The organism is Chryseobacterium luteum, assembly GCF_000737785.1.
In the GTDB taxonomy this organism is placed as follows: Bacteria; Bacteroidota; Bacteroidia; order Flavobacteriales; family Weeksellaceae; genus Chryseobacterium; species Chryseobacterium luteum.
This window is the reverse complement of sequence record NZ_JPRO01000002.1, coordinates 309,989-331,797: the sequence shown is the minus strand read 5'-3', so window position 1 is coordinate 331,797 and position 21,809 is coordinate 309,989. Positions and strand designations below refer to the sequence as shown.

At 38.0% G+C, this 21,809-nt stretch carries 23 protein-coding genes and 1 tRNA gene; 17 read left to right on the top strand and 7 right to left on the bottom strand.

Features of this window, described 5'->3' with window-relative positions; genetic code table 11:
* The first annotated feature begins 70 nt into the window (after positions 1 to 70).
* Entirely contained in the window at positions 71 to 934 is an 864-nt protein-coding gene (locus IX38_RS05025; RefSeq protein WP_034702390.1) for an AraC family transcriptional regulator, read from the top strand.
* A 199-nt stretch (positions 935 to 1,133) separates the two neighbouring features.
* Here IX38_RS05025 and IX38_RS05020 read toward each other — a convergent pair whose 3' ends face one another.
* The gene (locus IX38_RS05020) at positions 1,134 to 1,688 is read right to left on the bottom strand and encodes a thioredoxin family protein (RefSeq protein ID WP_034702388.1); all 555 of its coding nucleotides are present in this window, start codon (positions 1,686 to 1,688) and stop codon (positions 1,134 to 1,136) included.
* Between the two features lie 158 nt (positions 1,689 to 1,846).
* Here IX38_RS05020 and IX38_RS05015 point away from each other — a divergent pair, with 158 nt between their 5' ends.
* From IX38_RS05015 to IX38_RS05000, 4 genes are all read left to right on the top strand, one after another.
* Positions 1,847 to 2,443, top strand: a complete 597-nt coding sequence (locus tag IX38_RS05015; protein ID WP_034702386.1) for a TetR/AcrR family transcriptional regulator — start codon at positions 1,847 to 1,849, stop codon at positions 2,441 to 2,443.
* Positions 2,444 to 2,791: 348 nt separating this feature from the next.
* Positions 2,792 to 3,952 carry an efflux RND transporter periplasmic adaptor subunit gene (locus IX38_RS05010; protein WP_034702384.1) on the top strand — a complete coding sequence of 387 codons (1,161 nt, stop codon included), beginning with the start codon at positions 2,792 to 2,794 and terminating at the stop codon, positions 3,950 to 3,952.
* A gap of 40 nt (positions 3,953 to 3,992) precedes the next feature.
* Positions 3,993 to 7,172 carry an efflux RND transporter permease subunit gene (locus IX38_RS05005; RefSeq protein WP_034702381.1) on the top strand — a complete coding sequence of 1,060 codons (3,180 nt, stop codon included), beginning with the start codon at positions 3,993 to 3,995 and terminating at the stop codon, positions 7,170 to 7,172.
* Positions 7,173 to 7,322: 150 nt separating this feature from the next.
* On the top strand, positions 7,323 to 8,735 hold the full coding sequence (locus tag IX38_RS05000) for an efflux transporter outer membrane subunit (RefSeq protein ID WP_034702379.1): 1,413 nt from the start codon (positions 7,323 to 7,325) through the stop codon (positions 8,733 to 8,735).
* Positions 8,736 to 8,972: 237 nt separating this feature from the next.
* On the opposite strand, the gene miaA is transcribed toward IX38_RS05000, so the two are convergent.
* The gene (gene miaA, locus IX38_RS04995; RefSeq protein WP_034702365.1) at positions 8,973 to 9,887 is read right to left on the bottom strand and encodes a tRNA (adenosine(37)-N6)-dimethylallyltransferase MiaA; all 915 of its coding nucleotides are present in this window, start codon (positions 9,885 to 9,887) and stop codon (positions 8,973 to 8,975) included.
* Between the two features lie 131 nt (positions 9,888 to 10,018).
* On the opposite strand from miaA, the gene IX38_RS04990 reads away from it, so the two are divergent.
* From IX38_RS04990 to IX38_RS22875, 5 genes are all read left to right on the top strand, one after another.
* The gene (locus tag IX38_RS04990) at positions 10,019 to 10,876 is read left to right on the top strand and encodes a YicC family protein (protein WP_034702363.1); all 858 of its coding nucleotides are present in this window, start codon (positions 10,019 to 10,021) and stop codon (positions 10,874 to 10,876) included.
* A 70-nt stretch (positions 10,877 to 10,946) separates the two neighbouring features.
* The gene (gmk, locus tag IX38_RS04985; RefSeq protein WP_034702360.1) at positions 10,947 to 11,513 is read left to right on the top strand and encodes a guanylate kinase; all 567 of its coding nucleotides are present in this window, start codon (positions 10,947 to 10,949) and stop codon (positions 11,511 to 11,513) included.
* Between the two features lie 110 nt (positions 11,514 to 11,623).
* Complete coding sequence (gene nadA / locus IX38_RS04980; protein WP_034702358.1) at positions 11,624 to 12,643, top strand: quinolinate synthase NadA; 1,020 nt, start codon at positions 11,624 to 11,626, stop codon at positions 12,641 to 12,643.
* Positions 12,643 to 12,915 carry a hypothetical protein gene (locus tag IX38_RS04975; RefSeq protein ID WP_131368642.1) on the top strand — a complete coding sequence of 91 codons (273 nt, stop codon included), beginning with the start codon at positions 12,643 to 12,645 and terminating at the stop codon, positions 12,913 to 12,915. The genes nadA and IX38_RS04975 overlap by 1 nt, the downstream gene beginning before the upstream one ends.
* A 38-nt stretch (positions 12,916 to 12,953) precedes the next feature.
* Positions 12,954 to 13,100, top strand: a complete 147-nt coding sequence (locus IX38_RS22875) for a bacteriocin-like protein (RefSeq protein WP_165570703.1) — start codon at positions 12,954 to 12,956, stop codon at positions 13,098 to 13,100.
* 167 nt (positions 13,101 to 13,267) lie between these two features.
* On the opposite strand, the gene IX38_RS22870 is transcribed toward IX38_RS22875, so the two are convergent.
* From IX38_RS22870 to IX38_RS04965, 3 genes are all read right to left on the bottom strand, one after another.
* Positions 13,268 to 13,438 carry a bacteriocin-like protein gene (locus IX38_RS22870; RefSeq protein WP_165570702.1) on the bottom strand — a complete coding sequence of 57 codons (171 nt, stop codon included), beginning with the start codon at positions 13,436 to 13,438 and terminating at the stop codon, positions 13,268 to 13,270.
* Between the two features lie 77 nt (positions 13,439 to 13,515).
* Positions 13,516 to 13,716: a hypothetical protein gene (locus tag IX38_RS04970; RefSeq protein WP_034702353.1), complete on the bottom strand. Its 201-nt coding sequence runs from the start codon at positions 13,714 to 13,716 to the stop codon at positions 13,516 to 13,518.
* Between the two features lie 50 nt (positions 13,717 to 13,766).
* Positions 13,767 to 13,952, bottom strand: a complete 186-nt coding sequence (locus IX38_RS04965; RefSeq protein WP_034702351.1) for a bacteriocin-like protein — start codon at positions 13,950 to 13,952, stop codon at positions 13,767 to 13,769.
* Between the two features lie 340 nt (positions 13,953 to 14,292).
* Between IX38_RS04965 and folB the strand changes: the two genes are divergently transcribed.
* The 4 genes from folB to IX38_RS04945 all read left to right on the top strand — a co-directional run bounded on the left by folB (position 14,293) and on the right by IX38_RS04945 (position 16,705).
* Positions 14,293 to 14,664, top strand: coding sequence for a dihydroneopterin aldolase (gene folB / locus IX38_RS04960; RefSeq protein WP_034702348.1), 372 nt, complete (start codon positions 14,293 to 14,295; stop codon positions 14,662 to 14,664).
* A gap of 34 nt (positions 14,665 to 14,698) precedes the next feature.
* Positions 14,699 to 16,063, top strand: a complete 1,365-nt coding sequence (locus IX38_RS04955) for a DUF4403 family protein (RefSeq protein ID WP_034702347.1) — start codon at positions 14,699 to 14,701, stop codon at positions 16,061 to 16,063.
* Positions 16,064 to 16,087: 24 nt separating this feature from the next.
* A complete protein-coding gene (locus tag IX38_RS04950) occupies positions 16,088 to 16,576 on the top strand; it encodes an RDD family protein (RefSeq protein ID WP_034702345.1) in 489 nt (162 codons plus the stop codon).
* 58 nt (positions 16,577 to 16,634) lie between these two features.
* A tRNA-Cys gene (locus IX38_RS04945) sits at positions 16,635 to 16,705 on the top strand.
* A gap of 156 nt (positions 16,706 to 16,861) precedes the next feature.
* On the opposite strand, the gene IX38_RS04940 is transcribed toward IX38_RS04945, so the two are convergent.
* On the bottom strand, positions 16,862 to 17,047 hold the full coding sequence (locus IX38_RS04940; protein ID WP_034702343.1) for a transposase: 186 nt from the start codon (positions 17,045 to 17,047) through the stop codon (positions 16,862 to 16,864).
* Between the two features lie 711 nt (positions 17,048 to 17,758).
* Positions 17,759 to 18,208, bottom strand: coding sequence for a hypothetical protein (locus tag IX38_RS04935; RefSeq protein ID WP_034702342.1), 450 nt, complete (start codon positions 18,206 to 18,208; stop codon positions 17,759 to 17,761).
* Positions 18,209 to 18,441: 233 nt separating this feature from the next.
* Here IX38_RS04935 and IX38_RS04930 point away from each other — a divergent pair, with 233 nt between their 5' ends.
* From IX38_RS04930 to aroC, 3 genes are read left to right on the top strand one after another with little or no spacing between them, the layout of a single operon-like run.
* Positions 18,442 to 18,996, top strand: a complete 555-nt coding sequence (locus tag IX38_RS04930) for a glycine zipper domain-containing protein (RefSeq protein WP_034702339.1) — start codon at positions 18,442 to 18,444, stop codon at positions 18,994 to 18,996.
* A gap of 51 nt (positions 18,997 to 19,047) precedes the next feature.
* Positions 19,048 to 20,679 carry an LIC_10190 family membrane protein gene (locus IX38_RS04925; RefSeq protein ID WP_034702337.1) on the top strand — a complete coding sequence of 544 codons (1,632 nt, stop codon included), beginning with the start codon at positions 19,048 to 19,050 and terminating at the stop codon, positions 20,677 to 20,679.
* 50 nt (positions 20,680 to 20,729) lie between these two features.
* Positions 20,730 to 21,800, top strand: a complete 1,071-nt coding sequence (aroC, locus tag IX38_RS04920) for a chorismate synthase (RefSeq protein ID WP_034702335.1) — start codon at positions 20,730 to 20,732, stop codon at positions 21,798 to 21,800.
* The last annotated feature ends 9 nt before the right edge of the window (positions 21,801 to 21,809 follow it).

Here is a 21,809-nt window from a genome sequence, read left to right as displayed (position 1 = left end):
ACACAATAAACCAATATTTGAACTATATTAATATAATTAGTATTTTTATTGAATAAATAAGATTAACTGAATGAAAGTTACTTTTGAAAGAGTTATCCCCAATGAAAAAAGCTCATTTCGGACGATCCACAACAATTCTCCCATCTCAGAATTCAAATGGGAATATCATTACCATCCCGAAATTGAGCTGGTGTGTGTGATTTCCGGTAGCGGAACCAGGCACGTTGGCTACCACAAAAGCAATTATACAAACGGTGACCTGATATTGATAGGTTCCAATATCCCCCACTCCGGTTTCGGATTGAATTCCACAGATCCTCATGAAGAAATTGTGCTTCAGTTCAGCGAGGAAATTCTTCAGTTTCCACAGCAGGAAGTGGAAGCCAGGTCGATTAAAAATCTTCTGGAACTTTCAAAATACGGAATTCATTTTCACCATAAGATTAAAAAAGTAATGCTTCCCAAACTGAAACTGATGCTGGAATCGGAGGGCTACAAAAGGTATCTGATCCTGCTCGAAATTTTATTTGAACTTTCAAAATGTAAGGATTATGATCTTTTGAACAAGGAAATTATGCCGTACACCATTATCTCAAAAAATAAAACACGGCTGGAAAATATCTTCACCTACGTAGAACACAACTATGACAAGGAAATCAACATTGAAGATGTGGCGAAACTCGCCAACCTTACGCTGCCTGCTTTCTGTAATTTTTTCAAAAAAGCCACCCAGATTACCTTTACGGAATTTGTGAACCGGTACCGCATCAACAAAGCCTGCCTGCTGATGGTTCAGGATAAAAGTATTTCGGAATGCTGCTACAGCTGCGGATTTAATAATGTGACTTATTTTAACAGGATGTTTAAAAAATATACGGAGAAAACTCCTTCTGAGTTTATTAAGAACTATTCTCATAATAAAGTGAGTGTTTAAATATAGTGGCGGTTACAATTCTATAATACTTTGCGCTTAGCAAGATTGGTCTAAAAAATCTGTGTATCTATTTAAAATGTTGTGAGTATATTATTTCCCGCAGATTGTACAGATATTTACGCATAAAAAAAGCTGCTCTTAAAAAAGAACAGCTATATATAGGTAACAGGCAAAAATTGTAAACCTTAGCCTTAAATTATTATTTCCACTTAATATTACATCCCATGCTCGGTTTCTGGATCTCTTCCTGAGCCTCGCCCAGCAAAAGGTTTTCGAAAGCAATGATCAGATCTTCTCCGGTAACATCTTTATTGTTTCCGGGTCTTGAATCATCCATCTGCCCTCTGTAGATAAGGTCCAGTTTGTCATCAAAGAAATAGAAGTCCGGTGTGCATGCAGCATCGTAAGCTTTGGCTACAGCCTGGCTTTCATCGTACAGATAAGGGAAATCAAAATTTCTTTCGATCTGGAACTCTATCATTTTTTCCGGAGCATCGGCCGGATATTTTTCTACATCATTGGCATTGATCGCAATGAATTCAATCCCTTTTTCATTATAGTCTTCATACAGCTCGTTGATCTTGTCGATCACGTGCAGAACAAACGGACAGTGGTTGCACATAAAGATCACCAGTGTTCCTTTCTCACCTTTCAGGTCGTCCAGAGATTGGATCTCGTTAGTCTTGGAAGGGTTCGGAAGCTCGAAAAACGGAGCTTTGGTTCCTAAAGCCAGCATATTGGAGGGAGTATTCATATCCTTTATTTTCTTTAATGACAAAGATAAAGTTTCTTTTAATATAAGCCAATCTGCGAATTTATAAACTTGCGTTAAATGTTAATTATCAAATATTATTTGGAAGATATGGCTAAAAGTTTGTAGTTTTGCTAACACTGTTAGTAAAATAAAAAATAATGGGCCTACATGAACGCCGTCAAAGAGAGAAAGAATCCATCCGTGCAAATATTTTGCAGGCTGCTTTCGGTTTGGCTAAAACAGAGGGCTGGGCTTCACTTTCCATGCGGAAGATTGCAGATGCCATTGAATACAGTGCTCCCGTAGTGTATGATTATTTTGAAAACAAAGAAGCGATCTTGTATGAAATTTCTATAAACGGCTTTCACTGTCTTCATATAGAATTATTAAAAGCTCAGAGCAAATTTGAAACTCCTGAAGAGCAGCTTATTGCAATAGTAGATGCTTACTGGAATTTTGCTTTTAAAAATAAAGAATACTATCAGCTGATGTTCGGTTTGGGAATGCAGTGCAGCGGTAAGGGCCAGATGAAGGAAGAATTTTCGTCATTCCAGGACCTGATCTATGAATGCACCTATAACATCATTAAGAAAAACGGATCTAATCCTGACAATGCCTGCCATATGTCGCACGCCTTATTTTCGGCGGTGCATGGACTGATCTCAATTATGATGATGCGAAATACGGATATTCCTTCTACGATGAATAAGACAACCCTGGACGAAACGGTTTCGGCTTTTGTTAAGTCTTTGTAAATTTTTTTTGAACTAAAAATTAACACCGTTAGGAAAAATAACATCAGATACAAAACCTCAGTTAAAAACTAAAAAAATAACAATGAAATCAATAATTCAAAATTCAGGAAAATTTTTACTATTTACTTAACACTGTTAGTTAAATTAACACGTGTTTAATACACCTCATTATATCCCAATCAACATTAAAAACAGACAGCAATTATGAAAATGACAATCTGACTCCATCATTAAAAATTCTGATTTTTTTTTAATCAATCATTAACACTGTTAGGAAAAATAACGGAATTTATTTAAAAGAACACTATTACTTAAATCTAACACTTCATTAAAAAAATTAAACCAACAATGAAAATACCTGGAAAAATAAGGTTTATCGTACTTATATCAAGTATTATCCTTTTGCAGAACTGTACCCAAGCAGCAGAAGGTTCCAATGCAGCGCCGCCTGCTCCGGAGCTTCCGGTTTATACCGTGATCACCTCTCCAGCTACAACATATCAGGAATTTCCTACCGCACTGGAGGGTAAAAACAACGTAGAGATCAGGTCTCAGGTAGACGGATACCTGGACAGAATCTATGTAGAGGAAGGTTCTTACGTAAGAGCCGGACAGCCTTTATTTAAAATAGATTCAAGAGCCTATGGCGAGCAAATGAATATGGCCCAGGCTAATTTACAAGTGGCCAATGCCAATATCCAAAAGGCTAAAGTGGAAGTTGACAGACTTCAGCCACTGGTAGAAGCAAAAGTTGTTTCCGATGTACAGATGAAAACGGCAAAAGCAAATTACGCCGCCGCCGTAGCCGCCGCATCACAGGCAAAAGCATCTGTAGGAGGCGCCAGAATCAATGTAGGATTTACCACCATTACAGCACCTGTAAGCGGATATATCGGAAGAATCCCTTACAAAAAAGGAAGCCTGATCTCAAGAACAGATCCTAGTCCGTTGACCCTATTATCGGACATCAGCGAAATCTACGCCTACTTCTCTTTAAGTGAGCTGGATTTCATTGCATTTCAGAATAAATACCCCGGCGCAACTTTAGATGAAAAGCTGAAGAATATGCCAATGGTAGACCTTGTGATTGCAGATAACAGTACCTATCCCGAAAAAGGAAAAATGAGTATTGTAGACGGTCAGTTTGACAAAACCACCGGAGCCATCACCGTTCGGGCAATTTTTCCCAACGAAAAAGGCTCTTTAAGAACAGGTAACACAGGAAGAGTGCGTATGCCTCAGATGCTTTCCAATGCAGTGGTTATTCCACAAGAATCTACGTTTGAAATCCAGGATAAAACCTATGTATACATTTTAGGCAAAGACAACAAAGTAACGAGCAAACCTGTTAAGATCTCAGGAAAAACAGACAGCTATTACTTTATTTCTGAAGGACTTTCTCCCGGAGAGAAAATCGTATACACAGGAATCGGAAACCTAAAGGACGGAGCTTCTATCAAGCCGAAAGTAATTTCATCCGACAGCTTATTAAGAGCCAAACCTTTATAATCCATTCCGAATACAGAAGACTTAAAAAAATAAACTTCTTATGTTAAAACAATTTATAGAAAGACCGGTACTATCAACGGTCATCTCCATCATACTGCTATTGCTGGGAGCTCTTTCGGTTTTCAACCTGCCGATCACCCTGTTTCCGGATATTGCACCTCCAAGTGTTCAGGTAACCGCATTTTATCCGGGAGCCAACGCTGAAGTTGTAGCCCGCTCCGTTGCTGTTCCTATTGAAGAAGCAGTAAATGGAGTTGAGAACATGACTTACATGACCTCCAACTCAAGTAACGACGGTACTATGACCCTGAGTGTGTTTTTCAAACAAGGCTCAGATGCAGATAATGCAGCCGTCAACGTTCAGAACCGTGTATCTAAAGCAATGAGCCAGCTTCCCCAGGAGGTAGTTCAGGCCGGAATATCTACGCAGAAAGTACAGAACAGTATGATCATGTTCATGGGATTATCCAGTGATGATCCTAAGCAATATGACGAGCTGTTTCTTCAAAACTACCTGAAGATCAATATCATTCCGCAGATACAGCGTATCCCGGGTGTTGCCCAGGCTCAGGTTTTCGGAACCAGGGATTACTCCATGAGAATCTGGTTAAAGCCAGACAGATTAGCAGCCAATAACCTTTCTCCACAGGAAGTAATGGCGGCTATCAAAGACCACAACCTTGAAGCTGCTCCAGGACGTCTCGGCCAGGGAAGCAAGGAAACCTACGAATATATTTTAAAATATAAAGGTAAATTAAACAAAAACGAAGACTACGAAAACATTGCTATTAAAGCCAATAATGACGGTTCATTTTTAAGATTAAAAGATGTGGCAAGAGTAGAATTCGGTTCCTATACGTATACAGCCACCAACAGAGTAGATGGTAAGCCTGTAGCCGGTTTCGCGATCTTACAAACAGCAGGTTCCAACGCGAATGAAATTCTTACTGAAATTGAAAAGCAGGTAGACCAGTTTTCGACTACTCTTCCAAAAGGGGTAAAGCCGATCATTATGTACAATTCCAAAGACTTCCTTGACGCCTCGATTCATCAGGTGGTTGAGACTTTGGTGATTGCATTTATCCTGGTATTTATTGTGGTGTATATTTTCCTTCAGGATTTCAGATCTACATTAATTCCTGCGATTGCGGTTCCTGTTGCGATTATCGGTACATTCTTCTTCCTGCAGTTATTTGGATTCAGTATCAACATGTTGACCTTGTTTGCATTGGTACTCGCCATCGGTATTGTGGTGGATGATGCCATTGTGGTAGTTGAAGCCGTCCATTCCAAAATGGAACAGACAGGCATGCCTGTAGAACAGGCTACTACAAATTCCATGAGTGAAATTTCCGGGGCCATTATTTCCATTACGCTGGTGATGTGTGCCGTATTTATTCCGGTTGGTTTCATGCAGGGTCCTGCGGGAGTTTTCTACAGACAGTTTGCCTTTACCCTGGTAATTGCGATCATGATTTCAGCAGTAAATGCATTAACATTGAGTCCTGCTTTATGTGCTTTATTCCTTAATGATCCTCAGGGAGAACATGGCGAACACAGCCAGAAAAAAGGTTTTGGAGCGAAATTCTTCAACGCATTCAATGTGGCCTTCAATAATATGACCAGAAAATACATTTACAGCCTGAAGTTTTTAATTAAAAACAAATGGGTGGCAGTAGGTGGACTGGCTGTTATCATTGCTGCAAGTGTTTTCTTAATCAATAAAGCGCCTACAGGATTTATCCCAACCGAAGACCAGGGATTCGTTTTGTATGCTGTGAATACACCTCCGGGAAGTTCACTGGAAAGAACCAACAGAGCGACGGAACAGATTGATAAAATTGTAAATGCTGAAAAAGCCATGAATCACCTTTGGGTAGCCGATGGAATGAACTTTATCAGTAATGCCAACGCTTCTCCTTATTCCGCAGGTTTTATTAAGCTTAAAGATTATAAGGACCGTGGCGAAATGAAAGATCCTGACCAAATTGCAGCAGCATTGACAGGAAAAGTGGCACAGGTGAAAGATGCCAACGCATTCTTCTTCAATTTCCCTACAGTACAGGGATTTGGTAACGTTTCCGGGTTTGAATTTATGCTTCAGGATAAAACGAACGGTTCTTTTGAGCAGCTGGGAACAACCACCCAGGCCTTTATCGGAGAACTGATGAAACGTCCGGAAATTGCGTTTGCCTTTACCACTTATGCCGCCGGAAACCCGCAGTACACGATTGATGTGGATTCGGATAAAGCGAATCAGCTGGGTGTTTCTATAACAGAATTGATGCAGACCATGCAGATCTATTACGGAAGTAGTTTTGTTTCGGATTTCAACAGGTTCGGGAAATACTACAGAGTAATGGCCCAGGCAGATATTCCTTACCGTACGGATGCCAATTCCCTGGAAGGAATTTATGTTAAAAACAATTTAGGTGAAATGGTTCCTGTAAAGACTCTGGTTACTTTAAAAAGAACTTTCGGACCTGAAACTGTGACAAGAAATAACCTTTTCAACGCGGTAACGATTAACGGAACTCCAAAACCAGGTTACAGTACCGGAGATGCCATTAAAGCTGTTGAAGAAGTGGCTCAGAAATCACTTCCGAGAGGTTTCGGATATGAATGGACGGGAATTACCCGTGAGGAGATCAAAACAGGTGGGCAGACCGCATTTGTATTCATGTTAAGTATACTATTTGTATATTTCCTATTGGCTGCTCAGTATGAAAGCTATATTCTTCCGTTCGCTGTTATTCTGACAGTTCCTACAGGTATTTTCGGAGTATTTGCTTTCACCGGGTTAGCGGGAATTGACAATAATATTTACGTTCAGGTAGGTTTGATCATGCTCGTCGGGCTGTTAGCGAAAAACGCGATCCTGATTGTAGAATTTGCCGTTCAGAGAAGAAAAGCAGGAAAAACACTGATTGAATCTGCGCTTCAGGCTTCAAGATTACGTTTAAGACCTATTCTGATGACCTCATTTGCCTTCATCATCGGTATGCTGCCATTGGTATGGACGCAGGGAGCCGCTGCAAAAGGTAACCATTCTATCGGTATCAGTACCGTAGGAGGAATGTTTACCGGAGTGGTATTCGGGATTTTTATCATTCCTGTAATGTATGTGATCTTCCAGTACCTGCATGAAAAAATGCCGAGCAGAAAAAAGAGAAGACTTCTGAAAAAACAGCAGGAAGAACTTCTGGTAACTGCTCACTAATATATATGATATACAAAACTTTGAGATTAATAGAGAAGCGACTATTCAAACTTATATTATAAAAAGCAAAGCAATTTCTCCTACTAAAGATCTTTTTGCATTTTAATATTTCTCAAAGTTTTGTTTTCAATTAAAAGTCTATTTAAAACTATGAAAAGAATTAAGAATTTTATTCTAACACTTATACTGGCTTTAGGCGCGGTTTCGTGTGTGTCCAAACTGGCATACACAGAACCTGACCTTCAGCTTCCGGAGAAATTCCAGTACACGGCTACTGCTGATACAGCAAGCATCGCCAACTTGGAATGGAAACAGTTTTTCAGCGATCCCATTTTACAGGAATTGATTGAAAAAGGAATAAAAAATAACTATGATCTCCAGATTGCTTTGAAGCAGGTAGCCTCTTCACAGGAAAAACTGAAACAGGCAAAATATCTTCAGTATCCTGATGTAGGTTTTGCGGTTTCGGCTCAAATTTCAAAACCTTCAGAAAACAGTATGAACGGGAAAAGCTTAAATTCATTTTTAGGCCAGAGCCATGTTGAAGATTATAATGCGGCATTCAACCTTTCATGGGAAGCTGATATCTGGGGGAAGATCAAAAACCAGCAGGAAGTTTCAAGAATGCAGTATCTTCAGACTTATGAAGCTACAAAGGCAATTCAGACACAGGTTGTGGCAGCGATTGCCCAGGGATATTATAATTTACTGATGCTTGACAAGCAATTAAATATTGCAAAATCAAATTTAGAATTAAGCAGTAATACTTTGTCAATTACTGAAAAGATGTGGCAAAGCGGTGATACAACTTCTTTGGGAGTTCAGCAGGCAACTGCTCAGAAACAGTCAACAGAGCTTCTGATCACTCAGCTGGAGCAGAATATTGCCATCCAGGAAAATGCTTTGAGCATTCTTGTAGGCGAAAATCCAACTAAAATCAGCAGAACGATTGAAATGTCGGACACTTCTCTTCCGCAGGATATTTCAGCGGGGCTTCCGGCAGCTATGGTAAGCCGCCGTCCGGATGTCCGTCAGCAGGAACTGGTTTTATTGGAATCCAATTCAATGGTGGGAATTGCTCAGGCTAATATGTATCCTGCCTTGAAAATTACGGCGAGCGGAGGTGTCAATTCATTTAAAATTGATAACTGGTTCCAGATTCCGGCATCTCTTTTTGGATCTGTATTGGGAGGAATTACCCAACCTATCTTCCAGAAAAGACAATTGAAAACGGACCTGAATGTGGCTAAAATTCAAAGAGAGAAAAACGTTTTAGCTTTCCGTCAGTCTGTTTTAAATGCGGTGGGTGAAGTTTCCGATGCTTTGGTATCTAACGAAAGTTTAAAAGTTCAGGAACAGAAAGCAACAGAACAGGTATCAACGTTGAAAAACGGAATAAAAAGTGCCGAAATGCTTTACAAAGGTGGTATGGCCAATTACTTAGAAGTAATTACAGCTCAGGGAAATTCTTTACAGGCTGAACTGAATCTTGCGTCCGTAAAAAGACAGAGACTAAGCAGTATAGTAGATTTGTACCGGGCTTTAGGAGGCGGTTGGAAGTAGTAAATTTAATTATATTGTTTTTAGTGCGGTCTCTAGGGATCGCATTTTTTTGTTTTATCTTGTTGGGAAACGCAAAGGCGCAAAGATTTATAATAGCAGACTTCTTTAAGGCGGAAGAAAATCAAAGATTTTCAGCAAAGTTTAACGCTACACAATTTTATCGAAGATAAAATACTTGCGCCTTAATTAATATTTAATTTTAAAAAATTGTGTCTTTGCGACAACCAATTATTAAATTTATTTCAAAGTCTCTTTGTTGATATACTCAATCAAACCATCAAAATCTTCCTGAGAATATCCTAGTTGTAGATAATGAATATCATCCGCTTTCCTGTACCATGTCAGTTGGCGTTTTGCATATCTCCGGCTGTTTTTCTTAATTTCAGAAACAGCAAAATCCAGGTCCCATTCTCCATCGAAATACTTGAACAGTTCGGAATATCCAACTGTATTCAGAGCCGTCAAATGTTTGAATTTTTCTAAACTTTTTGCTTCTTCCAACAGTCCCTTTTCCATCATGATATCTACCCTTCTGTTGATTCTGTCATACAGATTTTCTCTGGGCGCTTCAATTCCTATCCGGATCACATTGAAATCCCTGGAATCCTGTGAAACAGCAATCAATTCAGAATATTTTCTGTTGGTCTGCCATATCACATCAATAGCCCGTAAAAGTCTTCTGTGATTGTGAAAATCCACGACTCCAAAATACTCGGGATCAAGTTCTTTAAGGATTTGCTGAAGCTTTTCGAGTCCTTCCGTATCAAGGATTTCCTGTAATTTTTTCTGATTGTTTTCATCAGCTTCAGGCAGATCATTCAGACCTTCAATAACTGTTTTTTCATACATCATACTTCCACCCACTAAAATAACGGTGTCATGATTTTCAAAAAGTTCATTGAGTTTTTTTAAAGCATCTTCCTCATACTGTCCGATAGAATAATATTCCTGAACCGAAAGATTTCCTATAAAATGATGAGGTGCTTCCGCCAATTCTTCTTGTGAGGGCGAAGCAGTTCCGATCCTCATTTCCTTAAAAAACTGGCGCGAATCACAGGAAACAATTTCTGTACTGAAATGTTTAGCCAAATCAATGGCCAGTCTCGTTTTTCCAATTCCGGTGGGTCCTACAACAGAAATCAATTTTTTCATATGTAGTTTATCTATTTGTTTTTTTAAGGTCATATGGAATCTTAGATCTTCATCATTAATTGTGGTTTCCCAATCACTGCGATTTCACAGTGCTAATTTAAATGTTTATCTTTGTACAACAATAAAAAACTATGATTTTATCCATGACGGGATTCGGCAGAGCCGAAGGTGTTTTTGAAGGCAAAAAGATTTCGATAGATATTAAGTCACTGAACAGCAAAAGCTTTGATTTAAATATCAAAGTTCCTTTACGTTATAAAGAAAAGGAGTTCGAGATCAGAAAAATCCTTAACGACAGAATTATCCGCGGAAAGGTGGACTGCTACATCAATCTGGAAAACCTTGAAGAGTCTAATGACGTGAAAATTAACAGGAGTCTGATTGATTCTTATATGAATGAACTCCGCAATATCGCTTCTGACGGTCCTGATTTTGAATACCTGAAAATGGCGGTAAGACTTCCGGATGCTATTACGTCAAGACCTGACGAACTTACGGAGGGTGAATGGGAGGCTTTGGCAAAGATTGTTCATGCATCCGTGGACCGTTTTATGGAATTCAGAAAAACGGAAGGAGGTATTTTACATGAAGAACTGGAAAGAAATATCCAGAATATTGATAAATATCTTTCCGCAGTAATTCCTTTCGAGGAAGAAAGAATCATTGCTGTAAAAGAACGTTATCAAAAATCTCTAAAAGAATTCGAGAATGTAGACGAAACACGTTTCTACCAGGAAATGGCTTATTTTACGGAAAAACTTGATATTGCAGAAGAAAAAGTAAGACTTGCCCAGCATTTGAAATACTACAAAGAAGTAATGGATAATGAAGATTTCAACGGGAAGAAACTTGGTTTTATTTCCCAGGAGATCGGAAGAGAGATCAATACTTTAGGTTCAAAAGCCAATCATGCAGAGATCCAGAAGCTGGTAGTCATGATGAAAGATGATCTGGAAAAAATAAAAGAACAGACGTTAAACGTATTATAGACCATAGACCTATAGAAAAGAAATCAGAGAATTTAATTTCTTATCTCTAATCTAAAAATCTCTAATCTTAATGAATAAAGTTATCATATTTTCAGCACCGTCAGGGAGCGGAAAAACTACATTAGTAAAGCATTCTCTGGAAATATTTCCTGAACTGGCATTTTCTATCTCATGTACCACAAGACAGCCGAGAGGAAGTGAAACCCATGCTGTGGATTATCATTTTTTGAGTCCTGATGAATTCAGACAGAAAATAGCGGAAGACGCTTTTGTAGAATATGAAGAAGTGTATACTGACAAATATTACGGTACTTTAAAATCTGAAGTGGAAAAGATCTGGAACAACGGAAAAGTGGTGATTTTTGATGTGGATGTAAAAGGAGGAGTTTCTTTAAAAAAATATTTTGGAGAAAAAGCTTTGTCAATTTTCATCGAACCCCCTTCCATTGAAGAATTGGAACGAAGATTGATTTCAAGAAACACGGATGATGCAGAAACCATCAAAACACGCGTAGAAAAGGCAGAAGAAGAAATGTCTTACGCGAAAGAATTTGATAAAACCGTCATTAATTCCGATTTAGATACTGCAAAAGAAGAAATAGAAAGTTTAATAAAAAATTTTATAGAAAGAAACTAGATGCTAGAAATTACAAGTTAGTTGTGCTAATATACCTATTTAAGTCACACCAAAACTCTAACCTCTAATTTCTAATCTCTAACTTCTATAATCAAAAAATTGAGGTTGATATGAGTACCGAAACATTAGAAAAAGCCAAATCTGCGATTCCTGTAAGAGGATTTTTGGATATAAAAGATATAGCCATTCCTCAGGGAGAAGAACTGGTTAAAGCGATTCTTCAATTGAAAGAGGAAAAAAATGCGGTGATTTTGGCGCATTATTACCAGCCCGGAGACATTCAGGATATTGCTGATTTTCTGGGAGATTCCCTTCAGCTGGCAAGGCAGGCAAAAGATACCAATGCTGACATGATTGTATTCTGCGGAGTCCATTTCATGGCAGAAGCGGCGAAAATTCTGAACCCGACTAAAAAAGTAGTTCTTCCGGATACCATGGCAGGATGCTCTCTGGCAGACGGATGTTCAGGTGAAGGCCTGAGAAAAATGCGTGAGCAGCACCCGAATGCCCTGATCGCCACATACATTAACTGTAACGCTGAAACAAAAGCAGAAAGTGATATCATCGTAACCAGCTCAAATGCTGAAACCGTGATTGAAGCCCTGCCGAAGGACAGACCTATCATCTTTGCACCGGATAAAAATTTAGGAAGATATTTATCTAAAAAAACAGGTCGTGATATGATTCTCTGGGACGGAAGCTGTATAGTACATGAAGCGTTTTCTATGGAGAGAATTGCCCGGCAGCTTGCAGATAATCCTGATGCGAAATTAATTGCACATCCGGAAAGTGAGGAATCCGTTTTAAAACTGGCCCACTTCATCGGCTCTACTTCTGCCCTGCTGAATTTTGTGGAGAAAGATGACTGTCAGAAATTCATTATCGCCACCGAGGAAGGAATTCTTCACGAAATGAAAAAACGTGCACCACACAAACAACTGATCCCGGCTCTGGTTTTTGACGAAAGCTGTAACTGTTCAGAATGTTTCTATATGAAACGCAATACCATGGAAAAATTATACCTGTGTATGAAATATGAACTTCCGGAAATCCTTATCGACGAAGAACTTCGTTTAAGAGCTTTGAAACCGATCGAGGCAATGCTGGATCTATCGAAGTCAATCAAATAATGAAAAAAACATTTTACTATCGTTCCTATTTGCCAACAGTTTGTACTTTTCTCAGAATCATAAAGAAATATTCATCAGACATGGAAAAAAATTATAACGCATACAGTAATGTTTTGGGTGATTATTATATAATAGCCGTTTCAAATGATAATGGAAAACTTTGGAAGTTTATAGACACTTCAGGAAAAAGTATTGAATCAGTAAGAAAATACTTTCCAAACTTAAGTTCTAAACTTTATATTCCAAATAAGAAAACTACTCCAATTAATTAGTTTTTATATTTTTAAGGTTCAAACCAAAATTTTTACATATGAAAAATTTAAAAAAATTAGACAAAGAATGTCTAAAAAGTATCAATGGCGGAACATCAAGGGAATGTGACACTTATTGTAAACCCGATGAGGTATGCATTCCCGGAGTATGTGGTAGCCCTCCAAAATGTTTAGCTACTTCTTAAAAGTTGATTAATTAATCAACTTTAGTAAATTAAAAAAGCACTGTTTATAACAGTGCTTTACTTTTTAAATGGGTCCGAAGTAGAAATAATCTACTTTTTACCCTTAATTTGTAGCATTCAGGCAAAGCATTAAAATCTTCACATGATCCAGCCTCATTTATAAAAAATTACAGCATTGGTGCATAGCAGGTTCCACCAGGTTTTCTCCAGCAGCCCCAGGCACCACCGCCACGGAAACACACATAAGCAGCACCGCCGCAGGTTTCGATCTGAAAATCGGTGAATCCACCGCTGATCTTACTTTTTTCTTCTCTTGAAAGTTTTTTTAAATTTTTCATATTAATTTTATTTTGTTGAATAAATATAATACTTAAACACCACATGTGAAAAAATATCATATGTGATGTTTAAAGGTTTAATTTACCCCAGGACCTACACAGCTCACCATCACAAGATACTGGCCTTTACAGCAGTCCGACAAAGCGGCATACTGCTGACAGTTACGTGTTGCTCCGGATCCCGGAGGACCGAAAGTAGTTCCTGTAGGATAAGGACATCCGCCGGGACATGCTGCACCGTTGATGTTTTTCAGCTGTTGTTTTGATAATTTTCTCATAATACTTTGTTTATTGTTAATACCTATTGATGTAAATGTGTTTTCTTAGATTACCATCCACCGCCTTCTCCGGGAATTACAAAATCATCGCAGTTCGCGGCAGAAGAGATACATGTTTTTCCTTTTTCACACCATTTACGGTTTTTTCCGCAGTAGATATAAACAGGCCCGTCAATTCCGGCTGCTCCTTTTACATTTTTCAGTTCTTCTCTTGTAAGTTTTTTAATTTTTTTCATGATATTCTGAGTTTAAATTACAGTTTCAACTAAATTTTTCACGCCTTGTTGATATGGTAAACAAATATGAACTGTATTAATTTTAAAACAAAACCGGAACTAGCAGGTGTAGCTGATTAGTAAGCAAGTGATCTATTTTGGATGATAACCGTACGAAAAGTTATTTCAAACGAGAAAGTCATATCTCTTAATTATAAATCAAATACTAAAAGAACAGGTACACCTGTCACAGTTAAAGATCTCAAGTGAAAAAAACTTAATGAAAAGGAAAAAAAACAATAAAATAAATACAGATTTTGAAGAATTAAAACGATTTTTGCGGAATAAAAAATGAGAAGCAATGAGCAAGATCTTTCTTGAAGATGTAAAAATATATGCGTATCACGGTGTACTTCCGGAAGAAAATATCATCGGGACCTATTATATATTAAATGCAGAACTGCACACAGATCTTTGGAAAGCGGCGGAAACAGATGATCTTAATGACACCATAAGCTACGCTGACATCAACGGGATTATTCACCGGGAAATGGCCATTAAATCCAAATTACTGGAACATGTGGCAGGAAGAATGATCATGAAGATCCACGAAAGCTTCCCACAGATCTCCTACATCAAGCTAAGGATTACAAAAACTTCCCCACCGATGCAGGGCGAAATGAGAGGAGCAAGCATTGAGCTTGAAAGAAGTTTCAAACCCGGCGATTTTTAAAATTTTCTAATTACACCTAAAAAAACATACAGAATTGAAATCCATCAAATTATTCTTTTTATTAAGTTTTGCCCTGGTTTTTGGCCAGACTTCCATTGATAATCAATCCCCTGTTTACAATTTCCCAAAAATAAGGTCCAGCATTACAATGCCTGTAACAATTCCGCTTTCCGAGATCAGCAATATGATCAATGCTTCGGTAAAAGAGCTTGTATTTCAGGATGATTCTTATACGGATAACAACAATGACCAGTTCAAGGTAAAGGTATGGAAAACCCGTCCTATCCGTCTCGTAGGAGGAACAAGCCAAAATCTACTGATCGAGGTTCCTTTAAAAATATGGGCAGAGAAAGGAATTGGTACACTGGGAGTATATTCGTACCAGAACACGACTTTTGAAACGGTTATGTCTTTCAATACGACAATCAGCTTTAAGAATAACTGGACGATCTCTACCAATACTCAGCCCAACGGTTTCAGATGGGTAACGAAACCTGTTCTGGATTATGGCAAAATACAGATCCCTATCACCTCGCTCGTAGAAAAAAGCCTGAAAGAACAGCAGGGAAAATTTGCCAAAACCATTGATCAGCAGATGGCTGCCCAGCTGAACTTCCAGCAGTATGCAGTAATGGCATGGAATGTTTTCTCTCAACCGTTTAATATCTCGGAGGAATATAATACATGGCTGAAAATAAGCCCGATCGGCGTAAATATCACACCATTGAAATTCTATGGAAATGAAATCACTACGAATATCGGGATGGATATTTATTCGGAAACGTTTACAGGAAGCAGACCTGCAGCCTCGCAGACAATAAAATCCGCCGGAAATTTCAATACCGTTCCGGCTTTGGCAGATCAGTTTCTTCTGCAGACCACCGCCAATGTTCCTTTTTCCGAAGCGACCAATATTGCGAGAAATATGTTCATGAATAAAGAATACGATGTCAGAGGCTCTAAAGTAAAGATCAAAGACATCCGGGTTTACGGTGCCGAAGGAAGGGTGATCATTGAAGCTGAAACAGAAGGTTATGTGAATGGCAAAGCCCTTATTTCCGGGATTCCTGTATACGACGAAACGAAAAAGAAAATTGTCCTGTCTAATACAAAATTCAACCTGAGAACGGCCAATATTCTGCAAAAAACCGCTACCTTACTTTTTAAAGGAAAAATCGTGAAAATGATTGAAGAGGAATACGGAATTCCGACACAGGAACTGGAGCTGGCCTCAAAGAAGAGTATAGAAGAGGCTTTTAATAAGGAATATTATAAAGGTTTAAAAATGAACGGAAGGGTTTTCAATCTGAAACCGGGAAGTGTCCTTCTAAACCCATCCGGCATCACAGCCGTTATTGAAACGAAAGCTACTTTAAAACTAATGCTAAACGGAATTTAAATTAATAAAGAACTAAAATTAACCATGAGAAAATATTTACAGATCGTAGACAGACACCGGGCTTCCAAAGGAACGAGGTTTGCTAATTATTTAATTGACCTTGTTGCTTTTTATATCCTATTTTTTGTCGTTCTTATGATATTGATGGCTATCAGTCCGGCTTTTAGAGTATGGCTTGCCAATTCCAGTGATATTGCACAAAGATTGTTTGGGATTATTTCCTACATCTTATTTTCTTTCTTCATTGAAGCTGTAACCGGCGGAAGAAGCCTTGGAAAACTGATTACAGGAACCAGAGTTATCATGATTGACGGGCAAAAACCTTCTGTCGGAAATTATTTTTTAAGAAACATGATAAGAGGAATTATACTTGTTGACCAACTGTCATTTTTGGGTGAAAACGGCCTTCATGATAACTGGAGCAGCACACGCGTTGTGAACATCAAAAATTATGACGCTGAAAGACAGTTGAAAAGCGATATCAACAGCATTGGAGCGAAAGAAATGATTTAAAAATTTTTGTTCGTTAAAATTTTTTGCTATATTTGCACACCTCAAAAATGGTAAAAATGGTACTTTGGCCGAGTGGCTAGGCAGTGGTCTGCAACACCATCTACAGCGGTTCGAATCCGCTAGGTACCTCTTAAAAACCTCTAATTATCTTTAGAGGTTTTTTTATTTTTAATATTTTGTCATTACTTTTTTCAAAAAAACATCCTGCGAATAAAGATCAGGCTCAAAACTTGGGGGACTATGCAAAAAGATTAGCTAATCTGAATAGCACAAAGGCTTTATCTCTTACCCCTCTACTTTATAATCTGAAGTTTTGATTTTAGCATTGAAAGATTCAGCCGAAGCATTTGCACTTCGCGCCTTGAAATAATTCAGGATATCTCTATCAATTTCATCTACATTAGAATTCACGTTTTGGGTAAAAGATAGTAATGAAATGATTAATGATACAATGAGAAGAGAGATTTTCATGGTTTAATTTTATATATAAAACAGCTGAAAACTAAATCTATTAAATCCCCTTGCGATAATCTAAAATGATGCAAAAAAAATCCCCGAATTGCTTCGGGGATAAAAACTAATAACCATGAAAACTCAAATTAAACATGAGTTGCTTCATGTATTGAAAAATCGTGCCAAACTTTTCATCATTTAAAATACTTTTTAAATACTTTTTTAACGCATTTATCACCATATTTAGATAATTCCAATTTGAATAAATCCTCAAATTGCCTGCTGATAGGGTGTTTAAAGCATGACCGTAAAATAAGAGGATTTCATTTGATGTATTTTCAATTTATTTTTCATGACTAATATCATATTTTTCCATTTATCACCGTCTGTCGTTAAGACATATCAAGCTTATATTATAGGAATGAAGAATAGCTTATCATAAAACCTCATCAGTTTAGAAAATAAAAAAAGCCCCCATGATGGAGGCTCAAAAAACACAAATGATGAAAAAAATTTATTATAATTTTAAATAAAACTATTATTTAATTCTACATTTCAAAGATAACATGTTTAAAGTTTCCATTTTTATGAGCTCAATCATAAATTCGGTTTTAATATACTTTATTCTATTATGACCAGGAATTTCTCAAAAATGGAAGCTTTTAATCAAGTCAAAATAAAAAAATCCTCATCTGAGGATTTATAAACTGGTTATTATTTAACAATAAATTATTCTGTCCAGGTTACAGGAATATACACCGTAATATATCCGTCAGCATCTACCTGGGCATCAGATACAGTTCCTGTTACCGACCCGTAACCCGTCCAGCCTCCCTGTCCCTGCATGGCAGAGAATGTATAGGTTCCTGCCGGAATTCCTTCATAATAACCCGGAAGAGCCTGGAAGCCGCCACCGTAATAGGTGTCATAAACCTCACCGGTAACTGTATTCTCAGCCACAAAGCTTCCTACGTCATAATTTCCTGAAAGTGTTTTGGTCCCTTCCAAAGATATAAGGCCGTACCTTACCTTATAGGTTTTCGTTTTTGAAACCTCTTTAGAAGCTGTAGTAGAAGCCTGAGGCTGAACATCTGTCGTAATATCATCATTTGAAGAGCACGAAACAGCCGCAACGGATAAGGCTACAAAAGCCATCGTTTTAAAAATTGATATTTTCATATTAAATTAATTTGGTATTCCAAAAATAACCAATTCTATATGAACTGAATAAAAATTTTTATTCAATTAAAAATGACTTCCGGAACTTTTACAGGCAGAAATAGCTCACCGGTATTTCAGTTTTATTATAAAATTTATCACTTTAACACTTCTTAACTAAAATTTGGCTTCATAATTGAAAATACATAGACAGTTGCAGCCTTTTGGCTAAGACTACTATTAAAATTTGAATTATGAGAAAGATAGTACTGGCAGGTTTTTTATCAGTGTTTTTACTGACAGCCTGTAAAAAAGACGAAAGGACAGCCGAAAAATCTCTTGAAGAGCAGAAACTTGAATTTCAGGCAAGACAGCTTGATATAGAAAAGCAAAAGCTGGCCATCGAGAAAGAAAAACTAGTGTATGAAGCACAGAAAAAGGCAGACAGCATCTCTGAAAGTAAAAAATCTCAGGCAGCTGCAGCCAGTAATTCAAAGCCTCAGATCATAAGAGAAACAAGAACAGTATATAGAGACAGAGGCTCAAACTCTAACTCAGGAGGCGGAACGTATGCAAACAACAACGGAAACAGCTCTTCTCAGGGAACAACCGCTCAAAAGAAAGGATGGAGTAAAGCTGCCAAAGGAACCGCTATCGGTGCCGTAGGTGGTGCTGCATTAGGAGCCATTGTTGCTAAGAAAAACAGAGGTCTCGGAGCAGTGATCGGAGGTGTTGTAGGGGGTGCAACCGGTTATACAATCGGTAGGGCCGGGGATAGAAAAGACGGAAGAGTTCAGCCACGTAATTAATATTTTCACGATAACATTTAAAGATTGCTTATTTTTAAGCAATCTTTTTTTATGATTTTACTTTTACTTTCTTCAGTTCTTATTCTCTCAGTGCTCGCAGGCTGGGGGCAAATCATGGAAAGATTTTGCGGCTCCCTGTTTGATGGAATTTCAGGAAGTATTTTAACCGGAATATTAGGAATCAGCCTTTTATGGACTGTTCTGGCTTTTTTCATTCCTATTAATATATATGTGGAAATTCCGTTTATAATGGCCGGAGTTTTTTTCTTCTTTAAAAAGAGATCATACCGGAAAATCAACCAGTTTTCAAAGAAAGATGCGGTTTTAATTGGCAGTATCTCAATGGTTATTTTCTACGCCAGTTCCTTTCATCCCTATATACTGGATCATTTCGGATATTATGTTCCTACGATCAAATGGCTCACAGAATATGGTATGGTGAAAGGCATTGCCAATCTGGATCTTACGCTGGGGCAGATGTCCGTATGGCATATTTTCCAGGCAGGCTTTTCAGGTTTTTCTGATCCCTTCCTAAGAATTAATGCTGTCCTGCTGGTTCTATATACAGTTTATATTTTTGAAAAGAAAAGCTGGATCCAGCTATGTTTTATTCCCGTGTTGCTGCTTTTTTCCCAGTCTCCAAGTCCCGATCTTCCAGTTATCACGTTATCGCTCATTATTTTAAATGAGATCATTAAAGGAAATAAAAACATTGGCCTTCTCTTCGCTTACTCCGTTTTTGTTTTTTCCATAAAACCTACAATGATATGGCTTCCGTTACTGGTATTTCTCTGTTCCGTATTTATTTTTAAGCCCAATTATAAAAACTGGATTTTAGGAACCGGAATTCTTATTTTATTCTTTATTAAAAATATATACACCTTCGGATATCCGCTGTTCCCTGTTGCAGCAGCTGACCTGGGATTCAGCTGGAAACCCAACCCGGAAATATTGAAAATTTCGTCACAATATGCTATTCAGAAAACATATGATATGCAGTATACGCATGAGGAAATTCAGAAATTCTCCTTTTATGACAGTATCAGGAACTGGTTTATACTGGACGGAATTAAATCGAAGATCAATATTATTTTCATTATAAGCCTGGCTGTGTTCTCTGTTTTTGCTTTCATTAAAAAGAAAAAGATGATCACACTGATCTGTATCTCCATATTAATAAAAAGTATGCTGGTATTGGCTTTTTCGGCACAGTACCGCTTTTTTATTGATGTGTTTTTTGTGATATTTTTCGTCCTCTTTGCTCACTGTAATAAAAGAAACTCAATTATTTTTTTCTCCGTATCAAGCGTATTGGTAATAGGCATTTTAAGCTTTCCCAATTTCATCCGTCAGTACGTTCCGAGTTTCAGACCGGGCAATTTCATGGTGGGGTTTAAAAAAGAACAGCTATACAGGCCTTCAACCTATCATTATAAAAGATTTGAAACTTTCCGGACAGGAAACTTACAGTTCAATGTGTCTAAAAATTATCCTTTTAATTTCGACAATCCTATTCCGGCAATTTCAGCCGGCTATATTTCTGATGATGTGAAAGCAGGAATTTTCCCTCAATACACTGATGAAAAAAATATCAGAAAAGGCTTCATCTGGAAAAAACTCACACCTCAAGAAAAAAAGCAAGCACAGGACATTATCAATACCATCAAAAACACTGATCAATAGAACCAATCCAGAAACTTTATTATCTGAAGAAAAATAGGTAATTTTGTATCATGTTCAATATATTAGGTAATCTTCTTAGTCTTACAACATTTGGAGAAAGTCACGGTGTGGCTTACGGCGGAATCATCAATAATTTCCCGGCAGGTTTAACAGTAGATTTCGATAAAATTCAATATGAATTGGATCGCAGGAAACCCGGCCAGTCCGCTATTGTCACCCAGAGAAAAGAAAGTGACACGGTAAAGTTCCTTTCAGGGATTTTTGAAGGAAAAACAACAGGTACCCCGATTGGCTTTATCATAGAAAATGAAAATCAGAAGTCTAAAGACTACGACCATATTGCAGATTCGTACCGCCCGAGTCATGCAGATTTCACTTACGACCAGAAATTCGGAATAAGAGACTACCGCGGAGGCGGAAAATCTTCAGCAAGAGAAACCATTAACTGGGTTGTTGCAGGAGCATTGGCCAAACAGCTTTTATCAGGCATCGAAATTAATGCTTATGTTTCTTCCGTAGGCGATATTTTCTGTGAAAAACCATATCAGGACTTAGACTTTTCCAAGACGGAAAGCAATGATGTACGATGTCCGGATGCCGAAACTGCCGAAAAAATGATTGAAAGAATCAAAGAGATCAAAAAGGAAGGCAATACCATCGGCGGAACCGTTACCTGCGTGATCAAAAACGTTCCCGTAGGAATCGGAGAACCTGTATTTTCCAAGCTTCAGGCTGAGCTGGGTAAAGCAATGCTGAATATTAACGCCTGCAAGGGATTTGAATACGGAAGCGGTTTCTGTGGTGCCAAAATGACAGGAAAAGAGCATAATGATGCGTTCAATCCAGATTTCACTACAAAATCTAATCTTTCAGGAGGGATCCAGGGAGGAATTTCCAACGGAATGGATATTTATTTCCGTGCAGCCTTCAAGCCTGTAGCCACTATCTTGAGACCACAGGACAGTGTAGACAGATATGGAAATCCTGTTATTGTAGAAGGAAAGGGACGCCATGATCCATGTGTAGTACCCAGAGCTGTTCCTGTTGTGGAAAGCCTGGCTGCATTTGTGCTGGCTGACCTCTTTTTGATCAATAAAACAAGAAACATCAACAATTTTTAACATAAATAT